Consider the following 10,963-nt stretch of genomic DNA (forward strand, 5'->3'; position numbering starts at 1 on the left):
CAGAATAGATTAAGGAGCATCCTATGCTGGGTTTAAAACAGATTCATCACGTCGCTATTATCGCGTCGGACTACGAGCGCAGTAAGCAGTTTTATTGTGATGTGCTGGAATTCACGCTTGAAGCTGAAGTGTATCGCAAAGAACGAGATTCCTGGAAAGGTGACCTGGCGCTCAACGGGCAATACGTTATTGAGCTGTTTTCTTTCCCGTTCCCGCCCGCTCGCCCGAGCCGCCCGGAAGCCTGCGGGCTTCGTCACCTGGCGTTTAGCGTCGATAATATCGAGCAGGCGATTACGCACCTTGAAAGCCATGGCGTAAAATGCGAGCCGGTTCGTATTGATCCATATACCGATAAGCGTTTTACCTTCTTTAGCGATCCCGACGGTTTGCCGCTGGAACTTTATCAACAGTAGCCCTTGCCAGCGCTCTCAATGCCCGGTAACTTTCCGGGCAAATACCTCGTAACTATCGAACTATGACAATCCGCGAACTTCAGTCCTTTCTGCTTCCTCACCGCCGGCTGCTGGTGGCGTTCAGCGGTGGGCTGGATTCGACCGTTTTGCTTCACCAACTGGCCACGCTGCGGGATTCTTTAGCCCCTGAGCTGGAGATCCGGGCGATGCATATCCATCACGGTCTTAGCCCGAAGGCGGATAGCTGGGTGGAACATTGCCGCACTTTATGTCGCCGCTGGTTAGTGCCTTTCGATGTCGCTTACGTGCAGCTTCCTTCCGGTGGCCAGGGGATTGAGGGAGAGGCGCGGGCGGCGCGTTATCAGGCGCTGTCAGGCTCTCTTTTAACCGAAGAAGTGCTGCTGACGGCCCAGCACCTGGATGATCAGTGTGAAACCTTCCTGCTGGCTTTGAAACGCGGCAGCGGCCCTGCCGGTTTAGCGTCAATGCCCGCAAAATTACCGTTTGCCAATACTCTATTGCTTCGCCCGCTGCTGGCGACTTCGCGCGCTCAGCTTGAGGAGTGGGCGCTGGCTCATCAACTTAGCTGGATAGAAGATGAGAGCAACGGGGATGATAAATACGACCGCAATTTCCTGCGCCTGCGGATTGTGCCTTTGCTACAACAGCGCTGGCCGCATTTTGCCCGCAGCGTAGCCCGCAGCGCCGACCTGTGCGGCGAGCAGGAACAGCTGCTTGATGAGCTTCTGGCCGAACAGCTTGCCGGGCTGATGTCGCCCCAGGGCGCTTTGCTTATTGAGCCGCTATGCACGGTAAGCGAAGCCCGGCGTTTTGCCTTATTGCGCCGCTGGCTGGGGCATCACCGGGCGGCTATGCCATCGCGGGCGGCGCTTCAGCGCCTGTGGCAAGAAGTGGCGTTGAGCCGGGAGGATGCTAATCCTCGCCTTCGCCTGGGTGAGTATGAAATTCGCCGCTTTCAGGGCGAACTTTATTGGGTTCCGCTGCGGGCAATAGACAAAGAGAGCGTTTATCCGTGGCCCGCCCCTCATCGGCCGCTTTCTCTTCCCGGCATCGGGACCGTTTCTCTTCAGGAAAGCGGGACTGCGGTGCGTGCTCCGATAGAAGGCGAAGCGGTGAGCCTGCGCTTTAAGGCTTCAGGATTGCAGCATATTGTTGGGCGGGATAAAGGGCGTCCGCTTAAAAAAATCTGGCAGGAATTGCGCATTCCGCCCTGGCAGCGGGATATCACTCCGCTGCTGTTTTATGGCGAACAGTTGATTGCTGCTCCGGGAGTGTTTGTCACTCGTGAAGGGCAGGCGACAGAAAATTCATGCTGGCATATAGACTGGCAACAAGGAAGGGAAGAATGAAAAAGGCGGTGTTATTGCTGGGGTTGATGATTTGTAGCTTGTCTGCGCTGGCAAAAGGCAATGCTGAGGCCGGTGAGCAGAAAGCGATGATGTGCGTGGCCTGCCACGGCGCAAGCGGCACCGCGTCCGCCCCCCTTTACCCGAACCTGGCCGGGCAGCAAGAGGCGTATCTGGAGCATTCTCTCCAGGCCTATAAAAAAGGGGAGCGCAGCGGCGGGCAGGCAGAAATCATGAAGGCTTATGTCAGCGGGCTTTCCGATGAAGACATCAGTAATCTGGCGGCATATTACGCCTCAATGAAGCCTTAAAACAAAACGGGCAACCACCTGGGCTGCCCGTTTTGTGTTTATGCGGTTACTACAGTTATTCAACGCTGACCACGATAGTGCCAATTTCAGGGTGGCTGAAGCTGTTAATCTTATCGAGGCGGACTTCACGCGAGGCACCGGCATCATCGACAATCAGATATTCGACGTTTTTACGAGAAACCAGGTCGCTCGCCTTGGCTTTGAAAATCTCCCCGTCTTTTAACTCCAGCGTCAGTAACAAATGCTGCTGGCAGGCGAGCTCGAGATTGTCATAATCATCACAATTGATGGGTTGATAGGCATCATTCATTGACATAATCGCTCACCAGTAAGTTCGCGGCAGCATACGCCGCCTGTTCCCTGATTGACTCTGAGACGGCCTCGCTGGAAGCCACTTCATTCAGAGCCTTCAATACGCATCCTAAGGCATCAGGAATGTAGCCTAAGTCACCGCTGGCAATTTCCGCATAGCGTTGTCGAACCAATTCACAATACTTTTCCACATACCCTCCTCTCAGAGTCCCAACTTCAGACCTATTCGTGGGGTCAAATCTAAGCCTACGAAGATAAACTCTGTTTAGCAAGGTGACTATACCACAGCAATGTAACCGATATCAGTAAGGCAAGGGGATGCAGCCACAATCGATAACAGCGTTTTTCAGTAGATTTCGCTACAATGGCACCAACTGTGTATGGAGAAGTGTAATGGCGTTAAAAGCGACAATTTATAAGGCGACGGTGAATGTGGCCGATCTCGATCGGAATCGGTTTATGGACAGCAGCCTGACGCTGGCACGCCACCCTTCTGAGACTCAGGAACGCATGATGTTGCGCCTGCTGGCATGGATTAAATATGCGGATGAGCGGCTGGAGTTTACCCGCGGGCTGAGCGCAGAAGAAGAGCCGGAGATCTGGCGTAAAAACGATCATCTGGGCATTGATTTATGGGTTGAGCTTGGGCTACCGGAAGAGCGCCGGGTGAAAAAAGCCTGTAGTCAGTCGGCCGAGGTGGCATTGTTTACCTATAATAGTCGGGCAGCGCAGGTTTGGTGGCAGCAAAACCAAAACCGCCTCAGCCAGTTTAAAAACCTGTCTATCTGGTATCTGGATGACGAGCAGCTGGCGAAGCTGAGCGAGTTCGGCACGCGCACCATGAATTTGCAGGCTACCATCCAGGACGGCGCTATCTGGCTTTCAGACAGCGAGAATAATCTGGAAATTCACTTTACGGCCTGGCAGCAGCGATGATTTCCGTTTCCAGGACGGTATCAATCCCGGACAATGAAGTGACGATTACCGCCATTCGTGCCCAGGGGGCGGGCGGGCAGCATGTGAATAAAACCTCAACGGCTATTCACTTGCGCTTTGATATCCCTGCCTCAAGCCTGCCGGAGTCGTATAAGATACGTCTGCTGGCCGTAAGCCACCATTTAATCACGCCTGAAGGCGTGGTGGTGATTAAGGCCCAGGAATACCGAAGCCAGGAGATGAACCGCGAAGCGGCGGTGGCTCGCCTGGTTTCACTGATACAAGAATTAACCGTAGTGCAGAAAAGCCGCCGGGCCACCAGGCCAACGCGGGCTTCTAAAGAGCGTCGTCTGGCTTCCAAATCGCAGAAGTCGACAACCAAAGCGCTACGCGGCAAGGTTAGCCGCCATCCGGAATAGTGGCTAACCTCAGGACAACAGCATAAGGATAAGAAGCATGAAAAAGAGTTTTCTGGCGGTGCTGGCGGCACTTAGCCTGTTCACGCTGTTTGGCTGTAATAACCGCAGTGAAACCCAAACCCTGATCCCGGCTCAGGCCGCCGAGTTGACGCCTATGCAGCAAAGCTACCGCGGCGTGATCCCATGCGCGGACTGCGAGGGAATTGAGACTTCACTGTTCCTGGAAAAAGATGGCACCTGGGTGATGAACCAGAGCTATCAGGGCAAAGGAGCCTCTTTCGGTAGTTACGGCACTTGGGCGCGTACCGCGGATAAACTGGTGTTAACCGATAGCGAAGGCGAAAAGCAGTATTTCCATCCGAAGGGCGATAGCCTGGTTATGCTGGATCGCGAAGGTAACCCGATTGAATCGCAGTTCAACTATACGTTGAAGGCGGTTAACGCGGCGCTGCCGTCAACGCCGATGCCGATGAAAGGGAAATATAAATATATGGCGGATGCAGCCGTCTTCCAGGATTGCGCCACCGGCAAGACCTTTGCCGTAGCGGATAATGCCGAACTGGAAAGAGGCTATGCTGCGGCTCGCGGTAAGAATAGCGCCCCGGTTCTGCTGGTGGTTGAAGGCCACTTTACGCTTCAGGCTTCCCCTGACAGCGGCGAACTGCAAAAAGCGCTGGTCGCCGACAAAGGCGCAAAATTCAGGCCCGGCAAAGAGTGTAACGACTAAAAACAAAAAGCCCTGCAATGCAGGGCTTTTTAATGGCTTCAACCAAAGTTAGCCTTTGATCTGTTTCACCAGGAAATCAACGATTTCATTGGTTTTGATCATCTGTTTCTCACCAGCACGGCGGTGTTTGTATTCAACTTCTTCGTTATCCAGATTACGGTCGCCGATAACGATAGTGTGAGGAATACCAATCAGCTCCATATCTGCAAACATCACGCCCGGACGCTCTTTACGGTCGTCCAGCAGCACGTCGATACCCTGAGCGCGCAGCGTGGTGTACAGCTCTTCAGCAAGCTGCTGCACGCGGAAGGATTTGTGCATGTTCATCGGCAGAATGGCAACGTTGAACGGTGCGATGGCTTCCGGCCACAGAATGCCGCGATCGTCAAAGTTCTGCTCAATCGCCGCCGCGACAACGCGGGTTACGCCGATACCGTAGCAGCCCATGGTCAGCGTCTGATTGCGGCCATCTTCACCCTGTACCGCGGCTTTCAGCGCTTCAGAGTATTTGGTGCCCAGCTGGAAGATGTGACCCACTTCGATGCCACGCTTGATCATCAGCGTACCTTTGCCGTCCGGGCTTGGGTCGCCGGCGACAACGTTACGGATGTCTGCCACTTCCGGCAGCGCAACGTCACGCTCCCAGTTAATGCCGACAAAGTGCTTACCGTCGATGTTAGCGCCTGCGGCAAAATCACTCATCGCGGCTACGCTGCGGTCGATAACCACCGGGATTGGCAGATTGATTGGGCCAAGTGAGCCCGGGCCAGCTTTCGCTACAGCACGGATTTCTTCTTCAGTAGCAAAAGTCAGCGGGCTGGCAACCTGAGGCAGTTTTTCAGCTTTGACTTCGTTCAGCTCGTGATCGCCACGTACCAGCAGAGCAACCAGCGGGTAAGCGCTGCCCTCGGTGGCTTTCACCAGCAGAGTTTTAACCGTTTTCTCGATTGGCAGGTTGAACTGCTCAACCAGCTCGGCGATGGTTTTTGCATTCGGGGTATCAATCTGGCTCATTTCAACGGTTGGTGCCGCACGGCCAGCCGCCGGAGCCAGCGCTTCAGCGAACTCGATATTTGCCGCGTAGTCAGAGCTGTCGGAGAAGATAACGTCATCTTCGCCGCTCTGTGCCAGCACCTGGAACTCGTGCGAAGCGCTGCCGCCGATGGAGCCGGTATCAGCCTGCACGGCGCGGAAATCAAGGCCCATGCGGGAGAAGATTTTGCTGTAGGCTTCATACATCTTGTCGTAAGTTTCCTGCAGCGATTCCTGAGAAGTATGGAAAGAGTAGGCATCTTTCATCAGGAATTCGCGAGAACGCATAACGCCAAAGCGCGGACGCACTTCGTCACGGAACTTGGTCTGGATCTGGAACAAGTTCAGCGGCAACTGCTTGTAAGAGCTCAGCTCGTTACGAATCAGGTCGGTGATAACTTCTTCGTGAGTTGGACCCAGTACAAACGGGCGCTCGCCGCGGTCAACAAAACGCAGCAGCTCGGGGCCGTACTGCTCCCAACGTCCGCTCTCCTGCCACAGGTCGGCGGGCTGAACAACCGGCATGCACATTTCGATAGCACCGGCGTTGTTCATCTCTTCACGCACAATGTTTTCGACTTTCTTCAGGACGCGCAAACCGGTCGGCAACCAGGTGTATAAACCCGAGGCCAGCTTGCGGATCATCCCGGCGCGCAGCATCAGCTGGTGGCTGACCACTTCGGCGTCGGCAGGTGTCTCCTTCAGAGTGGAGAGCAGGTATTGGCTAGTACGCATGTTGTTACGGTTCCATTTGAACGGCGGATAACAGGCCTTAAGCGACCTGCTTCAAAAAAAGTGGTTTAGTTTACCAGTGTGGCAGAGATGTCAAAAGAGAGGGGCGCTAAATTAACGTGCTTCGACGGCAAACACCTCAAACCCTTGCCCGGTAACGCGCCAGCGAACGTTAAAGTCCAGCAGCAGCACCGCGTAAGCTTTCCCCTCATCTTCGCCTTTACGGTAAGCGGGGCGGGGATCCTGAGCAAGAACCTGGCAAATGAAACGCGCAATATGCGGGTAGCGCGATTCAAGCTTTACCAGTTGCTGCTGTACTTCTGGCGTGAAGCTAACCTGCGTATCGGCCTCTGGCGCAAGCTGTGCATAGCCCGCACGAGCGTCAGGCAGGGCTTCGGCAAACGGCAGGTAGGGTTTGATATCCACGATGGGCGTGCCATCGACCAAATCAAGACTGCCCAGCTCCAGAATAACGTCATCTTTCTGGCAGCGAATCCCTTTTAACTCAACCAGAGACATGCCGATGGGGTTTGGGCGGAAGGTTGAGCGCGTAGCAAAAACGCCCATTCGCGCATTGCCGCCAAGACGAGGAGGGCGGACCGTTGGCCGCCAGCCGCCTTCCATCGTCTGATGGAAAACGAACAGCAGCCACAGGTGGCTGAAAGCCTCAAGCCCACGGACGGCATCGGCCTGGTTGTAGGGCGACAGCAGGTGTAGTTCACCGCCGCCGTCTTTCACCAAACCCGGCTGGCGCGGTACGGCAAACTTTTCTTTATATGGAGAGCGAATTACGCCAATTTGCGCAAACTGAAAAGGGGTCATTGCGCCGAAACTTGCAGCGCTGAGCCTACGCAAACCGCCTGGCGGTAGCATCCTGGAGCGCCGCTGGTAATATCGCAGCTGTGTAGCAGAACGGCATTGGCTTTCATTTTCGAGGCGTTAATCTGCATGCGTTTACGCGCTGTCGGGATATTTGCAGGGGAGTCCTGATTACTTGCCTGGCAGGAATCGCCGCTGACTTCACCTAAGTCGCGGAAAGGCTTACCGACTAAATCTTCTGCGTTGGTGTAGATCCTGACCGGAGCGGGGCGGGGCGCTTTAGGTTTTTCGGTTTCGGTCTTCGGCGTTGCAGCCGTGCTTTGGACGGGTTCTACAGGGGATCTGCTTAGCATGGAACAGCCGCTCAGCATGAATGCCAATAAACAGATCGGTAAAGCACGCATAATATTTCCTCAATGAATGTAAAACGGAAGACATTGAAGCAAGCTCGCAACAAAATAACAAGGCGGGCTTGCGCCCGCCTGTAATTATTTACGCAAAACTGAATAATGAAATCTTACCAGCCTTTCACCGCGCCGCCGTTGAAGACCTTATTAGCCGCTTCGTTAACTTCGTCAGACTGGTAGGCCTGAACGAATTTCTTCACGTTTTCGGCGTCTTTATTGTCTTCGCGGGAAACGATCAGGTTAACGTATGGGGAGTTTTTATCTTCAACGAAGATGCCGTCTTTAGCAGGCGTCAGGCCAATCTGGCTGGCGTAGGTGGTGTTGATAACCGCCAGGGCAATCTGAGCGTCGTCCAGAGAACGCGGCAGCTGAGGCGCTTCTAGCTCAACCAGCTTGAGGTTTTTCGGGTTCTCGGTCACGTCCAGAACGGTTGGCAGCAGGCCAACGCCGTCTTTCAGTTTGATCAGACCTTCTTTCTGCAGCAGCAGCAGGGAACGGCCGAGGTTAGTCGGGTCGTTCGGCAGCGCTACCTGAGCGCCCGGCTGTAACTCTTCCAGTGATTTAATTTTCTTGGAGTAGCCGGCGATTGGGTAAACAAAGGTGTTGCCCACGGAAACCAGCTTGTAGCCGCGATCTTTGATCTGCTGGTCGAGGTAAGGTTTGTGCTGGAAGGCGTTAACGTCGATATCGCCTTTGCTCAGCGCTTCGTTCGGCAGAACATAATCGGTAAAGGTCACCAGCTCAACGTCCAGACCGTATTTCTCTTTTGCAACTTTCTGCGCAACTTCTGCAACTTGCTGCTCGGCACCGGCGATAACGCCAACTTTAATATGGTTAGGATCTTTTTCTTCCTGACCGCAACCCACCAGAGCAAGAGAACCAATCAGAGCGCCGACCGCGGCGAGCGTTTTAAATTTAAAAGCCATGTCCTTTTCCTTATATGAATGCAGTTGTGTTTATTTGTGAGTGACAGCCCGGACGATGCGATCGCCAGAGAATTGAATTAAATACACCAGAACGACCAGCAACACTAACACGGTATTCATCACGGTAGCGTTGTAGCCGATATAACCGTACTGATAACCAATCTGGCCCAGACCGCCGGCGCCCACGGCACCGCCCATAGCAGAATAGCCAACCAGCGTAATCAAGGTAATGGTAGCCGCATTCACCAGGCCCGGCAGGGCTTCCGGCAGCAGAACCTTACGAATTATTTGCATCGGCGTTGCGCCCATCGCGCGGGAGGCTTCAATTAACCCGGTTGGGATTTCCAGCAGGGCGTTTTCAACCATACGGGCAATAAACGGCGCGGCGCCAACGGTTAATGGAACAATCGCCGCCTGCAGGCCGATTGATGTCCCGACGATGACGCGAGTAAATGGAATCATCCAGACCAGTAAGATAATGAAAGGAATGGAACGGAAAATGTTAACCAGCGCGGAGAGGCTGCGGTAAAGCTTCGCGTTGGCGCTGATTTGCCCCGGGCGAGTGATATACAGCAGCACGCCCACCGGCAGGCCGAGCACAAATCCAAAGAGGCCCGAAACAAAAGTCATCGCCAGCGTTTCATAAACGCCGCGCACCAGTAACCAAATCATCGGCTCAGACATAGCCCAGTACCTCTACTTTAACGTGTTGCTCCTGCAACCAGGCAATAGCCGCTTGCGTATCCTTTGGCTCACCGTGCATTTCGCACAGCATAATGCCGAACTTCACGCCGCCAGCGTAATCCATCTGCGCGCTAATAATATTGCTGTTCACGTTGAAAGTGCGTGCCGTTTCAGAAAGCAGCGGGGCATCAACCGACTGGCCGGTGAACTCGAGGCGTAATAAAGGTACGGCCTTGTCTTTATTCTCCGCGCTAAGGCGCTGAGCATAATCTTCCGGGATGTCGAGATGCAGAGTGGACTGAATAAACTGCTGCGCCAGCGGCGTTTTCGGATGGGAAAACACTTCGCTTACCGTATCCTGTTCAATCAGTTCGCCGTCGCTGATAACCGCCACGCAGTCGCAAATACGCTTAACAACGTCCATCTCATGAGTAATAAGAAGGATAGTCAGCCCAAGGCGGCGGTTAATATCTTTCAGTAATTCAAGAATGGAGCGGGTGGTTGCCGGGTCGAGTGCGCTGGTGGCCTCATCGCACAGCAGAACTTTCGGGTTGCTAGCCAGAGCGCGGGCAATGGCCACACGCTGTTTCTGACCGCCGGAAAGGTTTGCCGGCCACACGTCATGTTTCTCGCTCAGCCCCACTAAATCCAGCAGCTCGGTCACGCGACGCTGGATCTCTTCCTTCGGCTGGTTGTCCAGCTCCAGCGGCAAAGCCACGTTGCCAAATACGGTGCGCGAAGAAAGCAGGTTAAAGTGCTGGAAGATCATGCCAATCTGGCGACGAGCTTTGGTTAACTGGCTTTCAGAAAGCGTGGTCAGGTCCTGGCCATCAACCAGCACCGAGCCTTCAGTTGGGCGCTCGAGCAGGTTCACGCAGCGGATCAGAGTGCTTTTACCGGCACCGGACGCACCAATCACGCCATAAATTTGCCCGGCAGGCACGTGCAGACTGACATTGTTCAATGCCTGTATGCTGCGGTTGCCCTGCTGGAACACCTTGGTGATATTTGAAAGTTTAATCATTGAGTTATTTATTATCGTTTATGTATGAGCCGTGGAATTATCTGCTACCGGTGACCGAAGTTACCGTAATCAATCTGGATGTTAAGGCATCCAGACGTCTAAATCAATCGGCGCGTGAAGGACTGTTCTCTCCTTATTACTAAATCATGCGATACTAGACACAATTAACCCGTTTCAGGAGTTCTCAAGTGGCACAGTCCGTACCCGCTATTTTTCTCGACCGCGATGGCACTATTAATGTCGATCATGGCTATGTATATGAAGTGGACCGATTCGAGTTCATTGATGGCGTAATAGAAGCAATGCGTGAGTTAAAAGAGATGGGCTTCGCTCTGGTGCTGGTAACAAACCAGTCCGGCATCGCCCGCGGGATGTTCACCGAGGCTGATTTCGAAAATCTCACCGAGTGGATGGACTGGTCGCTGGCCGACCGCGGCGTTGACCTGGACGGTATCTATTATTGTCCGCATCACCCTGAAGGCGAGGTCGAAGAGTTCCGCCAGGTGTGCGACTGCCGTAAACCGCAGCCGGGCATGCTTATCTCCGCGCGTGACTTCCTGAATATCGATATGGCCGCTTCTTATATGGTAGGCGACAAAATTGAAGATATGCAGGCAGCTAATGCGGCGCTGGTTGGCACCAAAGTGCTGGTTCGCAGCGGTAAACCTGTAACGGAAGCAGGCGAAGCGGCCGCTGATTTAGTGATTAATAGCCTCGCAGACCTGCCAAAAGCCATCAAACAGCGCCAAAAATAGGCGTTTAGATTAAAAAACACCCGGTCAGAAAGTTTTTTCAAATTAGGGGTTGTCAGGCTCTGAGAACTCCCTATAATGCGCCTCCACTGACACGGCGAA

General features: G+C 53.9%; 15 protein-coding genes. 7 read left to right on the forward strand and 8 right to left on the reverse strand.

Going from position 1 to position 10,963, the window contains the following annotated elements:
- Window positions 1-23 precede the first annotated feature (23 nt).
- The 3 genes from HMPREF0201_RS02970 (at window position 24) to HMPREF0201_RS02980 (ending at window position 2,091) form a co-directional block, all read left to right on the forward strand.
- Window positions 24-413: a VOC family protein gene (locus tag HMPREF0201_RS02970; RefSeq protein ID WP_016534982.1), complete on the forward strand. Its 390-nt coding sequence runs from the start codon at window positions 24-26 to the stop codon at window positions 411-413.
- A 62-nt stretch (window positions 414-475) separates the two neighbouring features.
- Entirely contained in the window at window positions 476-1,783 is a 1,308-nt protein-coding gene (gene tilS, locus HMPREF0201_RS02975; protein WP_016534983.1) for a tRNA lysidine(34) synthetase TilS, read from the forward strand.
- Window positions 1,780-2,091: a c-type cytochrome gene (locus tag HMPREF0201_RS02980; RefSeq protein WP_016534984.1), complete on the forward strand. Its 312-nt coding sequence runs from the start codon at window positions 1,780-1,782 to the stop codon at window positions 2,089-2,091. The genes tilS and HMPREF0201_RS02980 overlap by 4 nt, the downstream gene beginning before the upstream one ends.
- A gap of 55 nt (window positions 2,092-2,146) precedes the next feature.
- Here the strand turns inward: HMPREF0201_RS02980 and rof are convergent, their stop codons facing one another.
- Both rof and HMPREF0201_RS02990 read right to left on the reverse strand, forming a co-directional pair.
- On the reverse strand, window positions 2,147-2,407 hold the full coding sequence (gene rof, locus HMPREF0201_RS02985) for a Rho-binding antiterminator (protein ID WP_039897935.1): 261 nt from the start codon (window positions 2,405-2,407) through the stop codon (window positions 2,147-2,149).
- A complete protein-coding gene (locus HMPREF0201_RS02990; protein ID WP_016534986.1) occupies window positions 2,394-2,594 on the reverse strand; it encodes a YaeP family protein in 201 nt (66 codons plus the stop codon). Before HMPREF0201_RS02990 ends, rof begins: the two co-directional genes overlap by 14 nt.
- A gap of 202 nt (window positions 2,595-2,796) precedes the next feature.
- On the opposite strand from HMPREF0201_RS02990, the gene HMPREF0201_RS02995 reads away from it, so the two are divergent.
- The 3 genes from HMPREF0201_RS02995 to nlpE are packed head-to-tail and all read left to right on the forward strand — an operon-like array spanning window position 2,797 to window position 4,485.
- The gene (locus HMPREF0201_RS02995; protein ID WP_016534987.1) at window positions 2,797-3,339 is read left to right on the forward strand and encodes a YaeQ family protein; all 543 of its coding nucleotides are present in this window, start codon (window positions 2,797-2,799) and stop codon (window positions 3,337-3,339) included.
- Complete coding sequence (arfB, locus tag HMPREF0201_RS03000) at window positions 3,336-3,758, forward strand: alternative ribosome rescue aminoacyl-tRNA hydrolase ArfB (protein WP_016534988.1); 423 nt, start codon at window positions 3,336-3,338, stop codon at window positions 3,756-3,758. Before HMPREF0201_RS02995 ends, arfB begins: the two co-directional genes overlap by 4 nt.
- 37 nt (window positions 3,759-3,795) lie before the next feature.
- Window positions 3,796-4,485 carry an envelope stress response activation lipoprotein NlpE gene (nlpE, locus tag HMPREF0201_RS03005; protein ID WP_016534989.1) on the forward strand — a complete coding sequence of 230 codons (690 nt, stop codon included), beginning with the start codon at window positions 3,796-3,798 and terminating at the stop codon, window positions 4,483-4,485.
- A gap of 48 nt (window positions 4,486-4,533) precedes the next feature.
- Here the strand turns inward: nlpE and proS are convergent, their stop codons facing one another.
- From proS to metN, 6 genes are all read right to left on the reverse strand, one after another.
- On the reverse strand, window positions 4,534-6,252 hold the full coding sequence (gene proS, locus HMPREF0201_RS03010; protein WP_016534990.1) for a proline--tRNA ligase: 1,719 nt from the start codon (window positions 6,250-6,252) through the stop codon (window positions 4,534-4,536).
- 111 nt (window positions 6,253-6,363) lie between these two features.
- Complete coding sequence (gene tsaA / locus HMPREF0201_RS03015; RefSeq protein WP_016534991.1) at window positions 6,364-7,071, reverse strand: tRNA (N6-threonylcarbamoyladenosine(37)-N6)-methyltransferase TrmO; 708 nt, start codon at window positions 7,069-7,071, stop codon at window positions 6,364-6,366.
- On the reverse strand, window positions 7,068-7,472 hold the full coding sequence (gene rcsF, locus HMPREF0201_RS03020) for an Rcs stress response system protein RcsF (protein WP_039897936.1): 405 nt from the start codon (window positions 7,470-7,472) through the stop codon (window positions 7,068-7,070). The genes tsaA and rcsF overlap by 4 nt, the downstream gene beginning before the upstream one ends.
- A 113-nt stretch (window positions 7,473-7,585) precedes the next feature.
- Window positions 7,586-8,401: a MetQ/NlpA family lipoprotein gene (locus tag HMPREF0201_RS03025; protein WP_016534993.1), complete on the reverse strand. Its 816-nt coding sequence runs from the start codon at window positions 8,399-8,401 to the stop codon at window positions 7,586-7,588.
- 30 nt (window positions 8,402-8,431) lie between these two features.
- Window positions 8,432-9,085 (reverse strand): methionine ABC transporter permease MetI, encoded by a 654-nt coding sequence (locus HMPREF0201_RS03030; protein WP_016534994.1) that lies wholly within the window; start codon window positions 9,083-9,085, stop codon window positions 8,432-8,434.
- A complete protein-coding gene (gene metN / locus HMPREF0201_RS03035) occupies window positions 9,078-10,109 on the reverse strand; it encodes a methionine ABC transporter ATP-binding protein MetN (RefSeq protein ID WP_016534995.1) in 1,032 nt (343 codons plus the stop codon). Before metN ends, HMPREF0201_RS03030 begins: the two co-directional genes overlap by 8 nt.
- A gap of 188 nt (window positions 10,110-10,297) precedes the next feature.
- Here metN and gmhB point away from each other — a divergent pair, with 188 nt between their 5' ends.
- Window positions 10,298-10,864: a D-glycero-beta-D-manno-heptose 1,7-bisphosphate 7-phosphatase gene (gene gmhB / locus HMPREF0201_RS03040; protein ID WP_016534997.1), complete on the forward strand. Its 567-nt coding sequence runs from the start codon at window positions 10,298-10,300 to the stop codon at window positions 10,862-10,864.
- Window positions 10,865-10,963 lie beyond the last annotated feature (99 nt).

The sequence above is a fragment of the Cedecea davisae DSM 4568 genome (genome assembly GCF_000412335.2).
In the GTDB taxonomy this organism is placed as follows: Bacteria; Pseudomonadota; Gammaproteobacteria; order Enterobacterales; family Enterobacteriaceae; genus Cedecea; species Cedecea davisae.

Bases quoted from the DNA above. Each gene is read 5' to 3' on its own strand.
- HMPREF0201_RS02970 (WP_016534982.1), top strand. From the start codon at position 24: ATGCTGGGTTTAAAACAGATTCATCACGTCGCTATTATCGCGTCGGAC.
- tilS (WP_016534983.1), top strand. From the start codon at position 476: ATGACAATCCGCGAACTTCAGTCCTTTCTGCTTCCTCACCGCCGGCTG.
- HMPREF0201_RS02980 (WP_016534984.1), top strand. From the start codon at position 1,780: ATGAAAAAGGCGGTGTTATTGCTGGGGTTGATGATTTGTAGCTTGTCT.
- rof (WP_039897935.1), bottom strand. From the start codon at position 2,407: ATGTCAATGAATGATGCCTATCAACCCATCAATTGTGATGATTATGAC.
- HMPREF0201_RS02995 (WP_016534987.1), top strand. From the start codon at position 2,797: ATGGCGTTAAAAGCGACAATTTATAAGGCGACGGTGAATGTGGCCGAT.
- arfB (WP_016534988.1), top strand. From the start codon at position 3,336: ATGATTTCCGTTTCCAGGACGGTATCAATCCCGGACAATGAAGTGACG.
- nlpE (WP_016534989.1), top strand. From the start codon at position 3,796: ATGAAAAAGAGTTTTCTGGCGGTGCTGGCGGCACTTAGCCTGTTCACG.
- proS (WP_016534990.1), bottom strand. From the start codon at position 6,252: ATGCGTACTAGCCAATACCTGCTCTCCACTCTGAAGGAGACACCTGCC.
- tsaA (WP_016534991.1), bottom strand. From the start codon at position 7,071: ATGACCCCTTTTCAGTTTGCGCAAATTGGCGTAATTCGCTCTCCATAT.
- rcsF (WP_039897936.1), bottom strand. From the start codon at position 7,472: ATGCGTGCTTTACCGATCTGTTTATTGGCATTCATGCTGAGCGGCTGT.
- HMPREF0201_RS03025 (WP_016534993.1), bottom strand. From the start codon at position 8,401: ATGGCTTTTAAATTTAAAACGCTCGCCGCGGTCGGCGCTCTGATTGGT.
- HMPREF0201_RS03030 (WP_016534994.1), bottom strand. From the start codon at position 9,085: ATGTCTGAGCCGATGATTTGGTTACTGGTGCGCGGCGTTTATGAAACG.
- metN (WP_016534995.1), bottom strand. From the start codon at position 10,109: ATGATTAAACTTTCAAATATCACCAAGGTGTTCCAGCAGGGCAACCGC.